Origin of the sequence: Streptomyces odontomachicola (assembly GCF_039605595.1) — a bacterium.
Taxonomy (GTDB): domain Bacteria; phylum Actinomycetota; class Actinomycetes; order Streptomycetales; family Streptomycetaceae; genus Streptomyces.
In genome coordinates this window covers 365,512-385,844 of record NZ_JBCFOK010000007.1, presented here as the reverse complement: position 1 = coordinate 385,844, position 20,333 = coordinate 365,512, and the positions used below count along the sequence as shown (strand labels likewise).

The window sequence follows — 20,333 nt, the reverse complement described above, 5'->3', positions numbered from 1 at the left end:
CTCGCGGCCCCCGGCCAGCCCTTCCCCTTCCCCGGAGGCCCCGCGCTACGGCTTCACCGAGCGGTAGTAGCGCGCCGCGCCCCGGTGCAGCGGCAGCGGGTCGGTGTAGATCGCGGTGCGCAGGTCCACCTTCTGTGCCGCGTGCACCTCGCGGCCGATCACATCCCGGTTCCTGATCACCGCGCGGGTCATGCCCTCGGTCAGCGCCGTGTCCGTGCGCACGGTCGTGACCAGCAGGTTCGCCACCGCGATGGTCTTCACCGCGTGCCCGTGCTGCACCGTCGGATACGCGTCGGGCGGCATCACCGCGCTCCGGTAGTAGCGCGTCTCGGGGCGCTGGGTGTGCAGCCGGGGTACGAGGTCGCCGAGCTGCACCAGGCGGATGTCGGTGCGCGCGGCCAGCCGCTGCACCGCGGTCGTCGGCAGCCCGCCGGACCAGAAGAACGCGTCGAGCTCGCCCCGCTCCAGCAGCCCCGGCATGGTGTCGATGCCCGCGTGCACCGGGTCGATGTCCCGTTGCGGGTCGAGCCCGCCCGCGCGCAGCAGCCGGCCCGCGATCAGGTTCACGCCCGAACGCTCCTGCCCCACGCCGACCCTGAGCCCCTTGAGGTCCCGCGCGCTGCGCACCTTCGAGCCCGCGGGCACCACGAGCTGGATGTAGTCGTCGTACAGCCGGGCGCAGGCCCGCAGCCCGTCCTCCCCGTGCCGCTCGCGGTACTGCTCCACCGCGTCGGCCGCCGCGACCGTGAAGTCCGCCTCGCCCGAGGCCACGCGGTCGAGGTTCTGCACGGAGCCCTCGCTCGGCTGGAGCCGCAGCCGCACGCCGGGCAGCTCGCCGGGAAGCCGCTCCTTCAGCAGCTCCCCGTACCGCTCGTACACCCCGGTCGGCACCCCGGTGGCGAAGGTGACGTCGCCGCGCGGGCCCTCCTCGTCGCGCGGCACCAGCCACCAGGCCAGCAGCCCGAGCACGAGGAGCAGCGCCACGGCACCCAGGGGCCGGGGGTGTGATACGCGGAGCGGTGCCATGGCCGGTGATCCTGCCAGCGCGGATGCGGCGGCGGAACCGTCGGCGACCGGTGACCGGAACCGCGGGAAACGGCCGGAAATCACTCAACTCGCCCGGTTCCTCGCAACGTTCGCGCCGCCCCGGAGGTCCCTTACGCGGACGGCCCGGGAGACGACATGAGAGGACAGCGGATGAGATTCCGTACGGGATTAGTCGGCGCGGCCCTGGCGGCGGCCCTCACGACGGGCGCGCTAGCCGCCCCCGCGGTGGCGGGCGAAGCCACCGCGTCCGCCGCGCAAGCGCCCGCGGGACCGGCGCGGCACGGCCACGCCGCGACCCAGCGCGCCATGGAGGAGGCCGTACGCGACGGCGTGCCCGGAGTGACGGCCGGGGCCGAGGACGCGCGCGGCCCGTGGAAGAGCGCGGCCGGCATCGGCGACCTGCGCGACGGGCGCCCGCGCGGGGCGGACGACCACTACCGCGTCGCCAGCGTCACCAAGACCTTCGTGGCCACCGTCGTGCTCCAGCTCGACACGGAGCGCAGGCTGCGCCTGGACGACACGGTCGAGCGGTGGCTGCCCGGCGTCGTGCGCGGCCACGGACACGACGGCCGGCGCATCACGCTCCGCCAGCTCCTCAACCACACCAGCGGGATCTACGAGTTCCTGGAGGACAAGGACTTCCGCTCCCGCTTCTCCACCCGGGAGGCCCTGGAGAAGCACCGCTACGACACCGCCACGGCCCGGCAGCTCGTCGACGTCGCCATGCAGCACGCGCCGTACTTCCCGCCGGGCACGGACTGGCACTACTCCAACACCAACTACCAGCTCCTCGGCATGGTCATCCGCAAGGCGACCGGGCACTCGTACGCGCAGGAGATCCGGCACCGCATCCTGCGCCCCCTCGGCCTGCGGCACACCTACGTCCCGCACACCGACCCGCGCATGCCGCGGCCGAGCAGCCGGGGCTACACGAGGTTCTCCGCGGACCCCGACGAGCGGCCGTACGACGTCACCGAGTTCAACCCGAGCTCGGCATCGGCCTCGGGCGGCATGATCTCCACCTCGGCCGACCTGAACCGCTTCTACTCGGCCCTGCTGCGCGGCCGCCTGCTGGACGCGAGGCATCTCGCCGCCATGAAGACCACGGTCCCGGCGGAGGCCGAGCACCCGGGCGCCCGCTACGGCCTCGGCCTGATCGAGCGCAGGCTGAGCTGCGGTCGCACGGTCTGGGGCCACACCGGCGGCATCGTCGGCTCGGCCACCGAGGCGGTGACCACGGCGGACGGCCGCCACTCCCTCGCGCTCAACTTCAACGGCGACTGGGCGGACACCGCACACGCCGACGCGATGCTGGAGGCCGAGTTCTGCGGGAGGTGATCCGCGTTCGCGTGATCGGCAGCGGATGAGCCGCGCCGCGCGGGGGCCGCGTCCCGCCAGCCCGGAACCACCAGCCGGGAACACCGGAGCGGGAGGGCGCGGCCACCGCGTACCCTGGTCGACTGAGATGAGTGCGAAGACTTATGAGCTGCGGACGTTCGGCTGCCAGATGAACGTCCACGACAGCGAGCGGATGGCGGGCCTGCTCGAGGACGCGGGCTATGTGCGCGCGCCCGAGGACGCCGACGGTGCGGATGTCGTCGTCTTCAACACCTGCGCGGTGCGGGAGAACGCGGACAACAGGCTCTACGGCAATCTCGGCCAGCTCGCGCCGAAGAAGGCCGCGCGGCCCGGGATGCAGATCGCGGTGGGCGGCTGCCTCGCGCAGAAGGACCGCGACACCATCACGAAGAAGGCCCCCTGGGTCGACGTGGTCTTCGGCACCCACAACGTCGGCAAGCTGCCGGTGCTGCTGGAGCGCGCCCGCGTCCAGGAGGAGGCGCAGGTCGAGATCGCCGAGTCCCTGGAGGCGTTCCCCTCGACCCTGCCCACCAAGCGGGACAGCGCGTACGCGGCCTGGGTCTCCATCTCGGTGGGCTGCAACAACACCTGCACCTTCTGCATCGTTCCGCAGCTCCGCGGCAAGGAGAAGGACCGCCGCCCCGGCGACATCCTCGCCGAGGTCGAGGCGCTGGTCTCCGAGGGCGTCACCGAGATCACCCTGCTCGGGCAGAACGTCAACGCGTACGGCCAGGACATCGGCGACCGCGAGGCGTTCAGCAAGCTGCTGCGCGCCTGCGGGCAGATCGAGGGCCTGGAGCGGGTCCGCTTCACCTCGCCGCACCCGCGCGACTTCACCGACGACGTGATCGCCGCGATGGCCGAGACGCCGAACGTGATGCCGCAGCTCCACATGCCGCTGCAGTCGGGCTCCTCGCAGGTCCTGAAGGCCATGCGGCGTTCGTACCGCCAGGAGCGCTTCCTCTCGATCATCGAGAAGGTGCGCGCGGCGATGCCGGACGCGGCGATCTCCACCGACATCATCGTGGGCTTCCCCGGCGAGACCGAGGAGGACTTCCAGGAGACGCTGCACGTGGTGCGCGAGGCCCGCTTCGCGCAGGCCTTCACCTTCCAGTACAGCAAGCGCCCCGGCACCCCGGCCGCCGAGATGGACGGGCAGCTCCCGAAGGCGGTCGTGCAGGAGCGGTACGAGCGCCTGGTGGCCCTCCAGGAGGAGATCTCCTGGGAGGAGAACAAGAAGCAGGTCGGCCGCACCCTGGAGCTCATGGTCGCGGAGGGCGAGGGCCGCAAGGACGGCGCCACCCACCGCCTCTCGGGCCGCGCGCCGGACAACCGCCTGGTCCACTTCACCAAGCCCGAACAGGCCGTCAGGCCGGGCGACATGGTGACGGTCGAGGTCACGTACGCGGCCCCCCACCACCTCCTCGCCGAGGGCCCGACCCGGTCCGTACGCCGCACCGCAGCAGGCGACGCCTGGGAACGCCGCAACGCGGCCCCCCAGGAGGACACGAAGCAGGGCGTCATGCTGGGCCTCCCCACGGTGGGAGCCCCCGCACCGCAGCCCGCTGCCGACACGGGCGGCTGCAGCATCTGCTGAGGGAGCGCTGCGCGGGGCGCGTACGGGTCCGGGCCGCACACGGGGAGGGCACATGGCGCGCTGGGCGCTGCTGCTGGAGACGAGCGAACCGCGCCATGTGAACGACCCGCACCATCAGCGCGTGTGGGAGTGGACGCTGACCCGCGTCGGCTACGCCGAGGGCACCAGGGAGGACGCTCTCGGCCAACTGCGCGCGCACGCCGAGCAGCTCATCCCGCACCGACCCTCGCTGCTCCGGCGCAGGTCGGTGTACGCCGTGTCCGACGGCTACGTCGTGGAGGCCGAGGGCAAGCGGCGGAGCCACTGCTACCGCTTCACCCTGGGCGAAGTGCTGGAGGAGCGGGACATGCGGGGCGTCGAGCTGCGCAGCGAGCCGGAGGACCGGCAGCGCCCCGACTACGGGCGGCTGTAGCGCCCCGACTACGGGCGGCTGTGAGGCCGGCTCGGCCGGTCAGCCCGGTCGCGGCTCCGCCGCGAGGCCGCCCGCGAGGCCGCCCGCGAGGTCGTGCGGGGCGGCTCCGTGAACCCTCGCGGGGGACCCCCGTGTCCTGATGTGGACGGCGTGGAGGTGCTCACCGGCGCGGGCGTGGACGGGCTCGGGGGCCGCGCCGCTAAGCTGCCCGGCATGCTAGTCGCCGCTGCCGTATGTCCCTGTCCGCCCCTGCTCGTCCCCCAGGTCGCGGCCGGTGCCGCGCACGAGACCGAGGACGTCAGGAACGCCTGTTACGACGCGGTCGGAGTGCTGGCCGCAGCCCGACCCGACCGCCTGTACGTGACGGGACCCGCCGCGCAGCCCGGCCGGGGAACCCACCCGCAGGGCGCGCACGGCTCGTTCCGCGGGTTCGGCATCGACCTGGACGTGACCCTGGGCAAGGGCGATCCGCCGCCCGGCACCAGGGAACTCCCCGCCTCGCTGGCCGTCGCCGCCTGGCTGCTGAACCGTACGGACTGGACGGGCTCCCCCGTCGAGGGCATCGGCATCGGCGAGCCCCTCACCCGGGACCGCTGCGTGACCTCGGGCCGCGAACTCGCCGCGAGCGCCGAGCGGGTGGCCCTGCTGGTGATGGGCGACGGCACCAACTGCCGCACCCTGAAGGCCCCCGGCTACTTCGACGAGCGCGCCGCCGCCTTCGACGCCGCCGCCGCGCGCGCCCTGGGCTCGGCCGACACCGAGGCGCTGCTCGCCCTGGACGAGGAACTCGCCTACGACCTCCAGGCATCGGGCCGCGCCGGCTGGCAGCTCCTCGCGGGTGCGGCGGAGGGCGCGAACCTCAAGGGCCGACTGCTCTACGACGACGCCCCGTACGGCGTGGGCTATCTGGTGGCCGGCTGGTCGTGAGCCGCGCCGCGCGGTGCTCGGAAACGGGCCCAACGCCCCTGCTGGGAGGGGGAGTTGGGCCCCGCTCATGCGGTCGTACGGGTGCCGCGCCCGTGTGTCGTACGGAGTCCGGCGCGGGCCCCCGGTGCGGGACCGTGGCGCGGGACCGCGGTCCGGGTCGGGACGTGCGGCGGCCCCGGGAGACCGGCTGTGCGCCGGGCGCCCGGGGCCGGGACGCCGCTCAGTGACGGGGGCCGCCGCCGGAGGAGCCGGAGGGGCCCGAGGGGCCGGTGCCGCCCTGCCCCGTGCCGCCGCCCTCGTTGCCGAGACGGTTCGCCGCGTCCTTGGCCTTCTCCGAGCCGGACCTGATCTGGTTGCTGTACTTGCCCTTGGTCTTCGAATCGGCCACCTTCGCGGCCTGGTCGATCCCCTTCGCGACCTTGTCCCCGTGCTGGCCCAGCAGTCCCTTGATCTTGTCCATGAAGCCCATGGCGGTCACCTTCCTCCCGTCCTGAGACCTGGGACTTTTACCGTCCCTTGGAGAACAACCTACTTGTGCGCGCTGTCACCGGTCTCGTTGTCCGCCGCACCTTCCGCCGACTGCTGCTTGGGGATGCCGAGCGAGGCGCCGCCCTCCGGTGCGCTCTCCGGGGCGGCCTCGGCGGTGTCCTCGGCCCCGGCCTGCTGCTCCGGTCCCGCCTCGGACACCGCCTCCGGCTCCGTACGCCCGCCGTCGTCGCCCTCGGCGCCTGCGCTCTCGCCTCCGTTCTCGGCGACGGAGTCGGAGTCGGCGTCGGGGTCGGCGTCGACATCGGAGCCGGCCGCGGCCTCCGCGGTGTCCCCGGCCTCCTCATCGGAAGCACCCGCGCCCGCAGCGGCGCCCGCCTCCGCGTCCGCGCCCGCGCTCGCGTCGTCAGGGCGCGGGGCCGCCGCCTCCGCGCCGGGGCCCGCGGCCTCCGCCGCGCCCGTCTCACCCGGCTCGTGCCGAGCGTCCGCACCGGCCGTCCCGGAGTCCGCCGCAGGGGTGGTCCCGGCGCCCTCCTCGGTTGACGCGCGGGACGATCGACGGAGAAGCCTCGCAAAGACGCCCATATCTGCTCCTGACCTTGCTCGTGTGGGTGAAATCCCGCGTCGGCCCGCAGTGCCCGATCGCACGCCCGGCCGGGGCCGCGCCGAAGCCGACCGGCGGAATCACGCCCGGCCAACGACGCCGGTTCCGCGGTGTCACGTCGCTCGTTCGAGATGCCGTCGCGGGGTTTGCGAGACTTGCTGCGTGAATGCCGCAGCTCATGCTCCCCGTACCGCCCCTCCGGTCGTCGCCGTCGTCGGACCGACCGCGGCGGGCAAGTCCGACCTCGGAGTCGCCCTCGCGCGACGGCTGGGCGGCGAGGTGATCAACGCGGACTCCATGCAGCTCTACCGCGGCATGGACATCGGCACCGCCAAGCTCACCGCGGAGGAGCGCCGGGGCGTGCCGCACCATCTGCTGGACATCTGGGACGTGACGGTCGCGGCGAGCGTCGCGGAGTACCAGCGGCTGGCCCGCGCCGAGATCGACAGGCTGCGCGCGGCGGGCCGGGTCCCGGTGCTGGTCGGCGGCTCGGGGCTGTATGTGCGCGGCGCCATCGACGCGATGGAGTTCCCGGGCACGGACCCGGCCGTACGCGCCCGCCTGGAGGGCGAGTTGGCCGAGCACGGACCCGGCGCGCTGCACCGCAGGCTGGCCGGGGCCGACCCGGAGGCGGCCCTCGCGATCCTGCCCAGCAACGGGCGGCGCATCGTCCGCGCGCTGGAGGTCATCGAGATCACCGGCCGCCCCTTCACCGCCAACCTGCCGGGGCACGAGTCGGTGTACGAGACGGTGCAGATCGGCGTGGACGTGGCGCGCCCCGAGCTGGACGCGCGCATCGCGGAGCGGGTCGACCGCATGTGGGAAGCGGGCCTGGTCGAGGAGGTGTGGAAGCTGGAGGCGCAGGGCCTGCGCGAGGGCCGCACCGCCTCACGCGCGCTCGGCTACCAGCAGGTGCTCGCCGCGCTGGCCGGCGAGTGCACCTGGGAGGAGGCGCGGGCCGAGACGGTGCGCGCCACCAAGCGCTTCGCGCGCCGCCAGGACTCCTGGTTCCGCCGCGACCCCCGGGTGCACTGGCTCAGCGGCGCGGCCGAGGACCGCGCGGAACTCCACGACCGGGCCATGACGTTGCTCGAGGGACTGGACGGCGCGGTCACGGCGTGAGGTGCCGCGAGGCTGTCGAGGTGCCATCGCGCCTCGGGGTGCTGCCGCGCTCGGAGATGCTCCCCGAGGTGACCGTGGGATGACGGCCGACGGGCCGGGAAGAGGCGGTCGCGACCCGGAAAGCGGACGCAGCAAGAGAAGCGGTCACAGCCTGATCACGTGATGGCATCGGGACGCGCCGGTGGTCATCCGCGACTGCGTGGGCGTGCCATCATCAACCATCGTTCGGAGCCGTGCAGCCGGAGTTGGGAGGGCAGGTGGCGATGGAGGCCGGCCCTCGTGACAACGGAGAGACCACCGCCCGCGACCGGGGCGAAGGCCCCGAGGCCGTGGGCGTCGAGGCCCGCGCCGGCGGCCCGGGCGACGCGCGGGGCGCGGCCCTTCCCGGCCAGGCCGAGCCGGCGGACGCCGAGCCCGGCGGGGCCGAGGACGCCGCGGCGCAGGACGGTTCCCGCGCCGACGGCGCCGACGCCGCGCCCGTCGAGCCGCAGGAGCTGCGCCCGCAGCGGAAGCTGCGGCTCTGGCAGCTCGCCCCGATCGTGGGGCTCGGCGCGATCGGCTCGCTGATGTTCGCCTTCCCGCTCGCCTTCGAGCCGGGCGGCGGCTCGGGCGCCGTGGTCGCCATGCTCGGGCTGCTGATCTGCGCCTGCGCGGCCGGCTGGGGAGTGATGGCCGCGCGCAGGGTCGGCCAGACCTGGCCGGGACTGCCCGCGCGGGGTTCGGGCCGGCGCGCGGACTGGCGGGTGATCGCGCTGTACGCCGTGGTGGTGGGCACCCTGATCGCGCTCGCCATCTGGCGTGTGGCCAGGCTGCGTTAGGGCTCCCGTGCCTCTTCCGCACCCGGCGACGCGGGACTTGGGGGCGGCGGAGGCCCATGAGACGGCACAGCGTGAGCAGTTCGTGGCGCTGCGTATTCAGAACGCGGTGGCACCGCGCGTGCACGCCGCGTCGCGATACGGCTTGCGGAGCGCTTCCGGGAAACGGCCGGTGCGGGAAAACTCGCACGATGGAGTGATCCGGTTCACGGTCAGCGGGACCCCGTCGGCGGCACGTGATGGGGTCGGTAGCATCGCAGGCCCGGACCTGCGGGGATGTGCCGGGGACGTGCCGAGACCGGGAGGTGCCCTTGAGTGCCGTACGTAATCTGCGCAGTCTGCGCATGCTCGGCCGGGCCGCCCTGCTGGGCAACCTCGGGACGCTCGGCGGCGCGGCGCGGCGGCAGCGCATGCCGGACGCCATGGAGCACGTGGCGAAGGTGCACCGCGCGCACCACCCCGGCGCCGACCTGGACCCGCTGCACCGCGCCTATGTGCTGGCCGAGTCCTCGCACCGCGGCCAGATGCGCAAGAGCGGCGAGCCGTACATCACGCACCCCCTCGCCGTGACCCTGCTGCTGGCCCAACTCGGCGCCGAGACCACCACGTTGACCGCCTCGCTGCTGCACGACACGGTCGAGGACACGGACGTCACGCTGGAGCAGGTGCGCACCGGCTTCGGTGCCGAGGTCGCGTATCTGGTGGACGGCGTCACCAAGCTGGAGAAGGTCGACTACGGGGCGGCGGCCGAGCCGGAGACCTTCCGCAAGATGCTGGTCGCCACCGGCAGCGACGTGCGCGTGATGTCGATCAAGCTCGCCGACCGGCTGCACAACATGCGCACCCTCGGCGTGATGCGCAGGGAGAAGCAGGAGCGCATCGCCAAGGTCACCCGGGACGTGCTGATCCCGCTCGCCGAGCGTCTCGGCGTGCAGGCGCTCAAGTCCGAGCTGGAGGACCTGGTCTTCGCGATCCTGCACCCCGAGGAGCACTCCAGGGCGCGGGAGTTGATCGCCGAGCACGCCCGGCTCCCCGACCCGCTGACCGGCATCGCGACCGAGGTGCGCCGGGTGCTGCGGGACGCGGGGATCGGCGCGCAGGTGCTGATCAGGCCGCGGCACACGGTCTCGGTGCACCGGCTGCACGCCAAGCGGGGCGAGCTGGGGGAGTGCGACTTCGGGCGCCTGCTGATCCTGGTCGAGGAGGACGCCGACTGCTATGCGGTGCTGGGCGAGCTGCACACCTGCTTCACGCCGGTGATCTCGGAGTTCAAGGACTTCATCGCGGTACCGAAGTTCAACCTGTACCAGTCGCTGCACACCGCCTTCGCCGACCCCCGCGGCCGCGTCGCCGAGGTCCTCGTCCGTACGCGGCGCATGCACAAGGTCGCGGAGGCCGGAGTGATCGCCCTCGGCAATCCGCACGCCGCGCTCAACGGTGACCAGCAGCCCGCCGAGGGCGCCGAGGACACAGCGGAGCGGGCCGACCCCACGCGCCCCGGCTGGCTGTCCCGGCTGCTGGAGTGGCAGAGCCACGCGACGGACACCGAGACCTTCTGGGCCGAGCTGCGCGAGGAGCTGTCCCAGGACCGCGAGATCACCGTCTACTGCGCCTCGCCGGGGTCGGCCCCCGCGCCGAGCGGCGGGGCGCTGCACATGCCGGCGGGCGCGAGCTGCGTGGACGCCGCGTATGCGCGGTACGGCGAGTCCGCGCACCGCTGCATCGGCGCCCGCATCAACGGCAGGCTGGCCGCGCTGACCACGGCGCTGCGGGACGGCGACGCGGTCCAGCTCTTCCTGGAGCCCGCCGCCACGGCGGGGCCCGCCTCCGGGCCCTCGCCTGCGTGGCTGGAGCACGCGAAGACGCCCGCGGCGCGCATCGCCATCCGCCAGTGGCTCAAGGACAGGCCGGAGCAGGGCGCGGCGGAGGAGCAGGCGACGGTCGAGTCCGCTGCCGTGGAGCCCGCGGTGGACTTCCTCCCGGGGGAGACCCCCAAGCCCTCCTCGGCCCCCAAATCCCCCAAGACCCCGTCCGCCGAGGGCACTTCGGCCACCGAGCCGCCCGCCGCCGGTTCGCCCGCCACCGACGCACCCGCCTCCGAGGCATCCACTCCGGAGGCACCCGCGCCCGAGTCGCCCCGCGCCCCGCACACGGGCACGGTGGTCGCCGGACATCCGGACGCCGTCGTACGCCTCGCCCGCTGTTGCACGCCGGTCCCGCCCGACGCGGTGACCGGCTTTTCCGTACGCGGCGGCGCTGTCACCGTGCACCGCGACGACTGCCAGGCGGTGTCCCGCATGACCGCGGCAGGCCGGGACGCCGTGCCGGTGCGCTGGGAGCGCGGCGAGCCCGGCGAGGGCGTCGAGGGGTACCGGGTCACCCTCCGCGCCGAGGCCTTCGGCCGCCCGCACCTGCTGGCCGACCTCACCGAGACGATCGCCGCGCAGGGCGTCGCCGTGGTCTCGGCCGACGTGGAGCCGCCCCGCGAGCAGCGGGTCCGGCACACGTACACGCTCCAACTCCCCGACGCCACCGGCCTTCCCGCGCTGATGCGCGCGATGCGCCGCGTGCCGGGGGTGTACGACGTGACCCGCTCCGTGCGCCGCCTCCCCGCGGGCTGACACCGGGCGCCGTCCGAGGACCGGCACCACCGCACGCGCCGGCGGGCCGAACGCGCCACCGGGGCGCGCTGGTTCACGCGCCGCAGCCGCGCCCTTCTTTCGGGTGGGCCGGTGGCGGAGCCGCACGGCACGGGCGCGCCGCACTGGTAGCCGTGGTCCATGGTCACCTCCTCCGCCGCGCGGGCACGCCGCTCACCGGCCCGCCGCAGAACCGCCGGATGCGCCGCGGCCGCGGCCGTCTTCGCGCTCGTCGCCGCCGCGCTCCCCGCGCCGCACTCCGAGGGCGTCGGCGACCGGCTCTACCCGCACCTGGGCAATCCCGGCTACGACGTGCAGTCCTACGACATCGCGCTCGACTACGGCGGCCACAACACCCGCCCCCTGCAAGCGCGTACGCGCATCGCCGCCCGCGTCACCTCCGCCGAGCTGCCGCGCTTCAACCTCGACTTCGCGGGCGGCGAGGTCCGCTCCGTACGGGTCAACGGGCAGCCCGCGCGGCACACCCGCACCGGCGAGGACCTGGCCGTCACCCCGGCGCGGCCGCTGCACCTCGGCGAACCCCTGGACATCGACGTGGAGCACACCAGCGTCCCCACGAAGAAGGGCGGGGGCTGGGTGCGCACCGCCGACGGGCTTGCGGTCGCCGGGCAGCCGGACGGCGCGCACCGGGTCTTCCCGGGCAACGACCACCCCTCCGACAAGGCCCTGTTCACCTTCCGCGTCACGGCGCCCAGCGACCTGACCGTGGTCGCGGGCGGCGAGCAGCAGGGGAAGCGGCGCAGCGGGGGCCGCACCACCTGGACGTACCGCCAACCGCACCCCATGGCCACCGAGTTGGCGCAGGTGTCCATCGGGCGCTCCGAGGTGCTGCGCGGGCGCGGCCCGCACGGGCTGCCGCTGCGCCACGTCGTGCCGAAGGGCCAGGCCGAGAAGCTGCGCCCGGCGCTGGACCGCACCGGACGGCAGATCGCCTGGATGGAACGGCAGGCGGGGCCGTACCCGTTCGGCAACTACGGGGTGCTGGTCGCCGACGCCACGACCGGCTTCGCGCTGGAGACCCAGACGCTGTCGCTGTTCGAGAAGCGCGTGTTCACCACCGAAGGGGTTCCCGGCTGGTATCGGGACTCGCTGATGATGCACGAGCTCGCGCACCAGTGGTTCGGCGACAGCGTCACGCCGCGGACCTGGGGAGACCTGTGGCTGAACGAGGGACACGCCACCTGGTACGAGTGGCTGTACGGGCAGCACGGCGGCGGCCCCAAGGCGGCCGAGCGCGCGAAGGAGGCGTACGAGCAGTCGGACGGCTGGCGCAAGAAGTACGGCCCGCCCGCCAAGCTGCACGGCAAGAAGGGCGGCGAACAGCTCGCCCTCTTCAGCCCGATCGTCTACGACGGCTCGGGACTGGTCCTCTACGCGCTGCGCCAGAAGATCGGCCCGGCCGCCTTCGAGCGCCTGGAGCACGCCTGGACCGCGCAGTACCGGGACGGCAACGTCTCCACGGCCGACTTCATCGAGCTGGCCGGCACCGTTTCCGGCCAGGACCTGAGCGGCTTCCTGAAGCGGTGGCTGTACGCGGAGAAGACCCCGCGCATGCCGGGCCACCCGGACTGGCGGTCGCTGTGAGGGGATGCCCGCGCGCCCCTGACGCGGCCCCAGGGGGAAACCCTGATGACTCCGGCACCCGGCCGTGCGACCATCCTGTACGGCGGCGCGCAGGCGCCGGCCGCCGGGAGCAGTGCCGGAGCGGGGGCCGGGAATCAATCCGGCCGCACAGGCGTTGTTCCGGCACATCCCATTCCCATCGACGTAAAGGATCAGATGACCTTCTCCTCTTCCCTTCCACAGAACGGCCAGCAGCAGAACGGCCAGCGCCCCGGCGGCACGGACCGCCGAGCCGACGCCCTGATGGAAGAGGACGTCGCTTGGAGTCACGAGATCGACGGGGAGCGTGACGGCGACCAGTTCGACCGCTCGGAGCGCGCCGCGCTGCGACGGGTGGCGGGGCTCTCCACCGAGCTGGAGGACGTCACCGAGGTCGAGTACCGCCAGCTTCGCCTGGAGCGCGTGGTGCTGGTCGGCGTGTGGACCTCGGGCACCGTGGCGGAGGCCGAGAATTCGCTGGCCGAGCTCGCCGCGCTGGCCGAGACCGCGGGCGCCGAGGTGCTGGACGGCGTGATCCAGCGCCGCGACAAGGCCGACCCGGCCACGTACATCGGCTCGGGCAAGGCGCAGGAGCTCCGCGACATCGTCCTGGAGACCGGCGCCGACACGGTGATCTGCGACGGTGAGCTGAGCCCCGGGCAGCTCATCCACCTCGAGGACGTCGTCAAGGTCAAGGTGGTGGACCGCACCGCGCTGATCCTCGACATCTTCGCCCAGCACGCCAAGTCCCGTGAGGGCAAGGCCCAGGTCGCCCTGGCCCAGATGCAGTACATGCTGCCCAGGCTCCGCGGCTGGGGCCAGTCGCTGTCCCGGCAGATGGGCGGCGGTGGCTCGGGCTCCTCCGGCGGCGGCATGGCCACCCGCGGTCCCGGTGAGACCAAGATCGAGACCGACCGGCGCCGCATCCGCGAGAAGATGGCGAAGATGCGCCGGGAGATCGCGGAGATGAAGACCGGGCGCGAGGTCAAGCGCCAGGAGCGCCGTCGCAACAAGGTGCCCTCGGTCGCCATCGCCGGCTACACCAACGCGGGCAAGTCCTCCCTGCTCAACAGGCTCACCGGCGCCGGCGTCCTGGTGGAGAACTCCCTGTTCGCCACCCTGGACCCCACCGTGCGCAAGGCGGAGACCCCGAGCGGCAGGGCGTACACCCTGGCGGACACCGTCGGCTTCGTGCGGCACCTCCCGCACCACCTCGTCGAGGCGTTCCGCTCCACCATGGAGGAGGTCGGCGACTCCGACCTGCTGCTGCACGTGGTGGACGGCTCGCACCCGGAGCCCGAGGCGCAGCTCGCCTCGGTGCGCGAGGTGATCCGCGACGTCGGCGCCGCCGACGTCCCGGAGATCGTCGTGATCAACAAGGCGGACGCCGCCGACCCGCTGGTCCTCCAGCGCCTGCTGCGTACGGAGAAGCACGCGCTGCTCGTCTCCGCGCGCACCGGCCAGGGCGTCGAGGAGCTCCAGGCGCTCATCGACGAGGAGCTCCCGCGCCCCTCCGTGGAGCTGGAGGTCCTGGTCCCCTACACCCAGGGCAAGCTGGTCTCCCGTGTGCACGCCGAGGGCGAGGTGCTCTCGGAGTCGCACACCGAGAAGGGCACCCTGCTCAAGGCCCGTGTGCACGAGGAGCTCGCGGCGGAGCTGCGGATGTTCGAGCCCGAGCCGGCGGGCTGACCACCGGCACGGACGGTCGTACGGAGAAGGGCCCGCACCCCAGGGGTGCGGGCCCTTCCGCGCGATGAGGCGGGGTTGGCCGGTCAGCCCAGGATCAGTTCCGGCCCGCGTACTTCTGGCTGACGCCGTCGAAGACGCCCTTCGCGTCGCCGCCCAGGCGCGGTCCCGCGAGCCAGGTGGCGGGCTGCGGGCCGATGGAGTTCACCGACACCAGCTCGGGCTTGCCGCCCCGGCCCTTCATCAGCCAGGCGCCGCCGGACGAACCGCCGGTCATGGTGCAGCCCATGCGGTACATCGGCGCCTGCGTCGGATCGATGGTCAGCTTGGCGGGCTTGGCCGTGCAGCCGTACATCTTCGCCCCGTCGAAGGGCGGCGCCGCCGGGTAGCCGTAGTTGCTCAGCCCCGAATAGCGCTCCACCCGCGGCGCGTTGAAGTTGACCTCGACCGCGTTGCCGACGGTCTCCTCCAGCGACTTGCCGGTCCGCTGCTCGGGCTTCACGTGCAGCACGGCGAAGTCCTGCTGGGCGCCGCCGCCACCGGACTTGGCGCCCTTCTGGATCCAGTAGTTCGTGGTCGCGGCCCACTGGCCCCACCACTGCCCGTACGGGGCGACGTCCTGCGGCTGCGCGCTCTGCACCTGCTGCGGCGAGAGGCCCCTGTTGTTGTACGCGGGCACGAACATGATGTTCCGCAGCCACCCACCGGACTTCCCGGAGTGCACGCAGTGCCCCGCGGTGGCGACCATGTTGGACTTGCCCGGATTGCGTGGGTCCTTCACGACGGTGCCGGAGCAGACCATCGGGCCCTCGGGGGTGTCCATGAAGATCTTGCCCGCGGGCGCGGCGTTGCGGGTGTACGGCGTGGCGACCGGCCGGGCCTTCACGGGGCGCGGCTCGGGATCGGTGGCGCTGGGCGGCGCCGACCCCGCCGTGGACTCCACGTTCTTGGGGACCTGCTTCTCGTTGTCCTCGGCCTGCTTCATCCGGCCGGCCTTCCAGTGGTCCTTGATGTAGGGGTTCACGAAGTCCCGGGCCTGGCGGACCCATTCCTTCCTGTCCCAGTTGTTCCACTCGCCGCCGCGCCACTTGTCCAGGTCCTGGAGCGACTCGGGCAGGTCCTTCGGGATCTTGCCGTCCGGCAGCCCGAGGCCGCCGGGCCCGTCCTGGCCGCCGGACGAGCCCTCGCTCGCGGACGGCTCGGCCTGCGCGTCGGCGGATTCGCCCCCCGACTGGCAGGAGGTCAGGGTGAGGGTCAGCGCGGCGGCTGCAGCGGCGGCGGTCAGCACGGTGCGGCCGCCTCGTCTGCGTATCGGTGACATCGAAAAGGGTCCCTCGCTGTGCTGTTGTGAGCTGTGTTGTGGAGCTGGGCAGCGGTGATCGGCGGTGATCGGATCGGTGGGGATCAGCGGTGATCACCGGCGGTGTGGCGCGCGTGGGCCCCGTACGGGCAGGCCCTCGGGGCCCACGCGCGCCGCGGAGAGGCTCGGCCTCAGTCCTGCTGCTTGCTGACGCCGTCGAAGACGGACTTCGCCTGGCTGCCCAGCCGCGGCCCGGAGAGCCAGCCGCCGTCGACCGGGCCGATGGAGGTGACGGAGAGCAGCTGCTTGCCGCTCGGGCTGAGCCAGCCGCCGCCGGAGGAACCGCCGGTCATGGTGCAGCCGATGCGGTACATGGTCGGCTGGTTCGCGTCCAGCGTGATCCGCCCGGGCTTGTCCGTGCAGTTGTACATCTTCGACCCGTCGAAGGGCGGCGCGGCGGGGTAGCCGTTGGCCTGGAGGCTGCGGACCGACTTCACGCGCGGGGTGTGGAAGTTGACCTGCGCGGCGTCGCCGACCGACTCCTCCAGCGACTTGCCGGTGGCGGACGCCTGCTCCGGCTGCACCTTCATCACCGCGAAGTCCTGCGGGGCACCGCCGCCGCCCGTGGTGGACCCGTTGTCGATCCAGTGGGTCGTGGTCCGCGCGTACTTCGCCCACCACACGCCGTGCGGCGCGACGTCCTTCTGCTGCGCCGACTCCAGCTCGGCGTTGGACATCCCGTTCGGGTTGTACTGCGGTACGAAGACGACGTTGCGGAACCAGCCGCCCTTCTTGCCCGCGTGCACGCAGTGCCCCGCGGTGGCGACCATGTTGGACTTGCCCGGGTGCCGCGGGTCCTTCACGACGGTGCCGGAGCAGACCATCGGGCCCTCGGGGGTGTCCATGAAGACCTTGCCGACAGGGCCCGCGTTCTGCGTGTAGGGGGTCTTCACCGGCTTCGCCGCGACCTTCGGCGGGGTGGGGTCGGTGACGCCCTCGTCCTCGCCGGTGCCGTTGTCGCCGCCGCTCGGGCTCTTGTCGATGTCCGAGTCGTCGACCTGGCGGTCGTCCTTCTTGCCGTCGTTCTCGTCCGCGTCCTTCATGCGGCCGGGCTTCCACAGGTCCTCGATGATGGGGTTCACGAAGTCCTGGGCCTCACGCAGCCACTGCTTCCTGTCCCAGTTCTTCCACTCGCCGTTCTTCCACTTGTGGAGGTCCTCGAGCGAGGTGGGCAGGTCCTTCGGGAGATCCTTGGGGAGCCTGTCGCGCAGATCGCCCCCCGGCTTCTGCGCCTGGGTCTCCGAGTCGCTCGGCTGCTTGTCACCGGAACCGGATCCCCCGTCCGCGCCGCAGGCCGTCGTCGTCACCGCCAGTGCGGCGACCACCGCCGCCGCGGCCAGCGCCGTACGGCGGCGCCGGGTGGACGTGGCTATGGGTGGCATGTGGCAATTCCCCCTGAATTGATTCCCGTTGGTCCCGCTGCGTGTGAACTTGTCATGCACCTCGCGGGCGATGAGCGGCCCCCACTATGCCCGGTGGGGGTGGGGACGGGTGCGGGAGGGTCCACGGTTCCGCCCCGGTCATGCCAGAGATCTTCACGACGGCCGTGATCCGGCGCGATCGGCTTCGTTGGTACGGACGGGGGACAGCGGCCCGCTCACCAGCGCGCCGAGTCGACACGCGAGGAGACTTCTGTGAACGCGCGCTCCGGATCCGAGGGGTCACCGCGAGGCCCGGTACGCAAGCGGCTCGCCCGCATGATGGAGCCCGTCGTGCCACGCCAGAACGGCAGGAGCGCGCAGTACGGGGCGGGGGCGGAAGCGGAGGCAGAAGCGGACGCGGAAGTGGGCGCGGAAGCGGACGCGGAAGCGAGCGCGGAGCCGGACGTCGGCATGGGCCCCGCCCCCCGGGGCGCGCGGCCCGTCACCGGAGGCGCGGCCGACCCCTTGGAGCACCCCGACCCCGTGGCCGCCGCCGGCGCCGCGGCGACCGAGAACCTGCTCAGGTGCTGGGTGCGCGAGACCGGTCTGCCGGGCCCCGGCGAGGACGGCCTGCTGCGGGTGCCGCTGCGGGCGACGGACACGGCGCTGAGCGTTCCCGTCCTGCACTGGTCGGCGACGGGCCGGCACCGCTTCGGGCCGCCGCGGCTCGAAGGCGCTCCCGAGGGCACCGCCCCCGTGGACGCCGCCACCCTCGCGGCGCTCATCGCCCGCGAGGCGGCCCGGCCCTGCACTGGCGCGGAGGGCGCTGACGAGCTGTCCGGCTCGGGGGACGCCTCGTACCCCCAACGCCCCCCGGAGACCGCCGAACTGGTCGGCCGCGTCACCGACTCCCTCCAGCACACGGCGGAGTTCCTCGCCGACCGGCGCGCACACCCCGAGGCGCCCGCCGGGACCCCGCCCTTCCTGGACGCCGAACAGGCCCTGATGCTGGGCCACCCCCTGCACCCTGCGCCGAAGAGCCGGGAGGGGCTGTCGGAGAGCGAGGCCAGGAGCTATGCGCCGGAGCTGCGCGGCTCCTTCGCGCTGCACTGGATGGCGGCCGACCCCTCGGTGCTGGCGCAGGACTCCGGCTGGACGGAGCGCGGCAGGGCGGTGAGCGCCGAGAAGCTCGCGCGCAGGCTCGCGGGCGAGGAGGTCTGCGCCCGTCTGCCCCAGGGCGCCGTCCCGCTGCCGCTGCACCCCTGGCAGGCCCGCGAACTCCTGCATCGCCCGACCGTCGCCCGCCTCGTTGACCAGGGCCTGCTGACCGACCTCGGCACCGGCGGCGACGCCTGGCACCCCAGCTCCTCGGTCCGTACGGTGCTCAGGCCCGGCAGCCCGGTGATGCTCAAGCTCTCGCTCGCCCTGCGCATCACCAACTCCCGCAGGGAGAACCTCCGCAAGGAGGCGCTGCGCGGCCTGGAGGTCCACCGGCTGCTGCGCGGCGGCCTGTTCGCCGAGTGGCAGGCCGTGCACCCCGGCTTCGACATCGTCCGCGACCCCGCGTGGCTCGGCGTGGACGGCCCCGACGGCGAACCGCTCGCCGGCTTCGACACGGTCCTGCGGCACAACCCCTTCGGGGGCGGGGAGGACGCCGCGTGCGTGGCCGGGCTCACCTCGCCGCGCCCCTGGCCGGGTGCCCCCGAGGGGGTGCTGCGCAGCCGGCTCGCCGACGTCGTACGGAAGCTGGCGGGCCGTACGGGGCGGCCGGTGGCGGCGGTCGCGGCCGAGTGGTTCCTGCGCTATCTGGAGAGCGTCGTGCGGCCCGTGCTGTGGCTGGACGGGCACGCGGGCATCGCCCTGGAGGCGCACCAGCAGAACACGGTGGTCCTGCTCGACTCGTACGGCTGGCCCTGCGGCGGCAGATACCGGGACAACCAGGGCTACTACTTCCGCACCTCGCGCCGCGCCGAGCTGGAACGCCGCCTTCCCGCGGCCCAACTGGGCGTGGCCAGCGACTCGTTCGTGCCCGACGCCGTGGTGGACGAGCGCTTCGCCTATTACGTCGGCATCAACAACGTCTTCGGCCTCATCGGCTCGTTCGGCGCGGAGGGGCTGGCGGACGAGGAGCTGCTGCTCGCCGCGTTCCGCCGGTTCCTGGAGGCGGAGGCGCGGGCGAAGGGGGCGGACGCCGGTGACGAGGGGCGCGTGTCCCCGCTGCCCGCGCTGCTGCTGGAGTCCCCGGTGCTGCGCTGCAAGGCCAACCTCCTGACCCGCGTGCACGGGCTCGACGAACTCGTCGGCCCCGTCGAGACCCAGTCCGTCTACGTCTCCGTCCCCAACCCCCTCGTGTCCTGACCCCAGACCCCCGACTCCCGGCCCTCACCCAGAGGAGGCGTCGTCATGCAGCCCGACCCCGCAGCGCCCGCAGGCCCCGCACCCCCGCCGGAGCCCGAGGCCGGTGAACGCCGCGGCCCCGAGGTCACGGCAGGCACCGACGCCGACGACACGATGGACCTCTACGACCCCGCCGAACTCCACGCGGCCCTCGCCGCCGACGGGTACGCGGGCGGCGCCGGCGGCCACGCGGGCGAGTACGCCGAGGAGTACGGGGAGTTGGACGCCGGCGGGGACGACGGGACCGCCCGTACGGACCCGCAGGCCGGCGACGACCTGCTGGACCACGTCGGGAGCTGGCCCGCGACGCACACCCCCGTGGGCCGGCTCCGGCTCGTGCCGGTCCGGCTGCCGCGCGACCTCGGCCTGATCGCCTCCTGGATGAACGATCCGGCGGTAGCCGCCTTCTGGGAGCTGGACGGTCCCGAGGAGCGCACGGCGGAGCACGTACGCGCCCAACTGGACGGCGACGGGCGGAGCGTGCCCTGCCTCGGCCTGCTCGACGGCAGACCGGTCGGCTACTGGGAGATCTACCGCGCCGACCTCGACCCGCTCTCCCGCTACTGCCCCATGCGCCCCCACGACACCGGCCTGCACGTGCTGCTGGGCCGGGTCTCCGACCGGGGGCGCGGCGTGGGCACCGCGCTGCTGCGCGCCGTAGCCGATCTCGTGCTGGACCAACGCCCGGGCTGCGCGCGGGTGTTGGCCGAGCCCGACCTGCGCAACATCCCCTCCGTGGCGGCCTTCCTCGGCGCCGGGTTCCGCTTCGGCGCCGAGGTGGACCTGCCCGACAAGAGGGCCGCGCTCATGGTGCGGGACCGGCGGCTGCGCTCCCTGCTCTGACCGCCCGGCGCCCGGCCGCCCTCGCGCGCCGGGCGCCGCATCCGTACCCCCACTC

Annotated in this window: 16 protein-coding genes; 11 read left to right on the top strand and 5 right to left on the bottom strand. The window is 73.5% G+C overall.

Annotated features, from left to right (window positions below; genetic code table 11):
* Window positions 1-45: 45 nt before the first annotated feature.
* Window positions 46-1,026 (bottom strand): TAXI family TRAP transporter solute-binding subunit, encoded by a 981-nt coding sequence (locus ABEE00_RS16135; RefSeq protein WP_345746153.1) that lies wholly within the window; start codon window positions 1,024-1,026, stop codon window positions 46-48.
* A gap of 171 nt (window positions 1,027-1,197) precedes the next feature.
* On the opposite strand from ABEE00_RS16135, the gene ABEE00_RS16130 reads away from it, so the two are divergent.
* The 4 genes from ABEE00_RS16130 to ABEE00_RS16115 all read left to right on the top strand — a co-directional run bounded on the left by ABEE00_RS16130 (window position 1,198) and on the right by ABEE00_RS16115 (window position 5,342).
* A complete protein-coding gene (locus ABEE00_RS16130; RefSeq protein ID WP_345746152.1) occupies window positions 1,198-2,385 on the top strand; it encodes a serine hydrolase domain-containing protein in 1,188 nt (395 codons plus the stop codon).
* 127 nt (window positions 2,386-2,512) lie between these two features.
* A complete protein-coding gene (gene miaB / locus ABEE00_RS16125; protein ID WP_345746151.1) occupies window positions 2,513-4,003 on the top strand; it encodes a tRNA (N6-isopentenyl adenosine(37)-C2)-methylthiotransferase MiaB in 1,491 nt (496 codons plus the stop codon).
* Window positions 4,004-4,055: 52 nt separating this feature from the next.
* Complete coding sequence (locus ABEE00_RS16120; RefSeq protein ID WP_345746150.1) at window positions 4,056-4,415, top strand: hypothetical protein; 360 nt, start codon at window positions 4,056-4,058, stop codon at window positions 4,413-4,415.
* 213 nt (window positions 4,416-4,628) lie between these two features.
* Window positions 4,629-5,342: a class III extradiol dioxygenase subunit B-like domain-containing protein gene (locus ABEE00_RS16115; RefSeq protein ID WP_345746149.1), complete on the top strand. Its 714-nt coding sequence runs from the start codon at window positions 4,629-4,631 to the stop codon at window positions 5,340-5,342.
* Between the two features lie 220 nt (window positions 5,343-5,562).
* Here the strand turns inward: ABEE00_RS16115 and ABEE00_RS16110 are convergent, their stop codons facing one another.
* Together ABEE00_RS16110 and ABEE00_RS16105 are read right to left on the bottom strand one after the other, a co-directional pair.
* Window positions 5,563-5,811 carry an antitoxin gene (locus ABEE00_RS16110; protein WP_345746148.1) on the bottom strand — a complete coding sequence of 83 codons (249 nt, stop codon included), beginning with the start codon at window positions 5,809-5,811 and terminating at the stop codon, window positions 5,563-5,565.
* Between the two features lie 59 nt (window positions 5,812-5,870).
* Window positions 5,871-6,413 (bottom strand): hypothetical protein, encoded by a 543-nt coding sequence (locus ABEE00_RS16105; protein WP_345746147.1) that lies wholly within the window; start codon window positions 6,411-6,413, stop codon window positions 5,871-5,873.
* Between the two features lie 181 nt (window positions 6,414-6,594).
* Here ABEE00_RS16105 and miaA point away from each other — a divergent pair, with 181 nt between their 5' ends.
* From miaA to hflX, 5 genes are all read left to right on the top strand, one after another.
* The gene (gene miaA, locus ABEE00_RS16100; RefSeq protein WP_345746146.1) at window positions 6,595-7,554 is read left to right on the top strand and encodes a tRNA (adenosine(37)-N6)-dimethylallyltransferase MiaA; all 960 of its coding nucleotides are present in this window, start codon (window positions 6,595-6,597) and stop codon (window positions 7,552-7,554) included.
* A 257-nt stretch (window positions 7,555-7,811) separates the two neighbouring features.
* Window positions 7,812-8,372: a hypothetical protein gene (locus ABEE00_RS16095; RefSeq protein ID WP_451918593.1), complete on the top strand. Its 561-nt coding sequence runs from the start codon at window positions 7,812-7,814 to the stop codon at window positions 8,370-8,372.
* Window positions 8,373-8,608: 236 nt separating this feature from the next.
* Window positions 8,609-10,990 (top strand): RelA/SpoT family protein, encoded by a 2,382-nt coding sequence (locus ABEE00_RS16090; protein WP_451918592.1) that lies wholly within the window; start codon window positions 8,609-8,611, stop codon window positions 10,988-10,990.
* Window positions 10,991-11,149: 159 nt separating this feature from the next.
* Window positions 11,150-12,613: a M1 family metallopeptidase gene (locus tag ABEE00_RS16085; protein WP_345746145.1), complete on the top strand. Its 1,464-nt coding sequence runs from the start codon at window positions 11,150-11,152 to the stop codon at window positions 12,611-12,613.
* A gap of 195 nt (window positions 12,614-12,808) precedes the next feature.
* Window positions 12,809-14,320 carry a GTPase HflX gene (hflX, locus tag ABEE00_RS16080; RefSeq protein ID WP_345746144.1) on the top strand — a complete coding sequence of 504 codons (1,512 nt, stop codon included), beginning with the start codon at window positions 12,809-12,811 and terminating at the stop codon, window positions 14,318-14,320.
* A 94-nt stretch (window positions 14,321-14,414) separates the two neighbouring features.
* Here hflX and ABEE00_RS16075 read toward each other — a convergent pair whose 3' ends face one another.
* Window positions 14,415-15,638: a trypsin-like serine peptidase gene (locus tag ABEE00_RS16075; protein ID WP_345746143.1), complete on the bottom strand. Its 1,224-nt coding sequence runs from the start codon at window positions 15,636-15,638 to the stop codon at window positions 14,415-14,417.
* A gap of 170 nt (window positions 15,639-15,808) precedes the next feature.
* A complete protein-coding gene (locus ABEE00_RS16070; RefSeq protein ID WP_345746142.1) occupies window positions 15,809-17,059 on the bottom strand; it encodes a trypsin-like serine peptidase in 1,251 nt (416 codons plus the stop codon).
* 252 nt (window positions 17,060-17,311) lie between these two features.
* Here ABEE00_RS16070 and ABEE00_RS16065 point away from each other — a divergent pair, with 252 nt between their 5' ends.
* Together ABEE00_RS16065 and ABEE00_RS16060 are read left to right on the top strand one after the other, a co-directional pair.
* Entirely contained in the window at window positions 17,312-19,396 is a 2,085-nt protein-coding gene (locus ABEE00_RS16065) for an IucA/IucC family protein (RefSeq protein ID WP_451918591.1), read from the top strand.
* Between the two features lie 45 nt (window positions 19,397-19,441).
* Window positions 19,442-20,278 carry a GNAT family N-acetyltransferase gene (locus ABEE00_RS16060; RefSeq protein ID WP_345746140.1) on the top strand — a complete coding sequence of 279 codons (837 nt, stop codon included), beginning with the start codon at window positions 19,442-19,444 and terminating at the stop codon, window positions 20,276-20,278.
* Window positions 20,279-20,333: the final 55 nt, after the last annotated feature.

Bases quoted from the DNA above. Each gene is read 5' to 3' on its own strand.
- ABEE00_RS16110 (WP_345746148.1), bottom strand. From the start codon at position 5,811: ATGGGCTTCATGGACAAGATCAAGGGACTGCTGGGCCAGCACGGGGAC.
- ABEE00_RS16120 (WP_345746150.1), top strand. From the start codon at position 4,056: ATGGCGCGCTGGGCGCTGCTGCTGGAGACGAGCGAACCGCGCCATGTG.
- miaB (WP_345746151.1), top strand. From the start codon at position 2,513: ATGAGTGCGAAGACTTATGAGCTGCGGACGTTCGGCTGCCAGATGAAC.
- ABEE00_RS16135 (WP_345746153.1), bottom strand. From the start codon at position 1,026: ATGGCACCGCTCCGCGTATCACACCCCCGGCCCCTGGGTGCCGTGGCG.
- ABEE00_RS16105 (WP_345746147.1), bottom strand. From the start codon at position 6,413: ATGGGCGTCTTTGCGAGGCTTCTCCGTCGATCGTCCCGCGCGTCAACC.
- hflX (WP_345746144.1), top strand. From the start codon at position 12,809: ATGACCTTCTCCTCTTCCCTTCCACAGAACGGCCAGCAGCAGAACGGC.
- ABEE00_RS16085 (WP_345746145.1), top strand. From the start codon at position 11,150: ATGGTCACCTCCTCCGCCGCGCGGGCACGCCGCTCACCGGCCCGCCGC.
- ABEE00_RS16090 (WP_451918592.1), top strand. From the start codon at position 8,609: ATGGGGTCGGTAGCATCGCAGGCCCGGACCTGCGGGGATGTGCCGGGG.
- ABEE00_RS16060 (WP_345746140.1), top strand. From the start codon at position 19,442: ATGCAGCCCGACCCCGCAGCGCCCGCAGGCCCCGCACCCCCGCCGGAG.
- ABEE00_RS16115 (WP_345746149.1), top strand. From the start codon at position 4,629: ATGCTAGTCGCCGCTGCCGTATGTCCCTGTCCGCCCCTGCTCGTCCCC.
- ABEE00_RS16075 (WP_345746143.1), bottom strand. From the start codon at position 15,638: ATGTCACCGATACGCAGACGAGGCGGCCGCACCGTGCTGACCGCCGCC.
- ABEE00_RS16070 (WP_345746142.1), bottom strand. From the start codon at position 17,059: ATGCCACCCATAGCCACGTCCACCCGGCGCCGCCGTACGGCGCTGGCC.
- ABEE00_RS16130 (WP_345746152.1), top strand. From the start codon at position 1,198: ATGAGATTCCGTACGGGATTAGTCGGCGCGGCCCTGGCGGCGGCCCTC.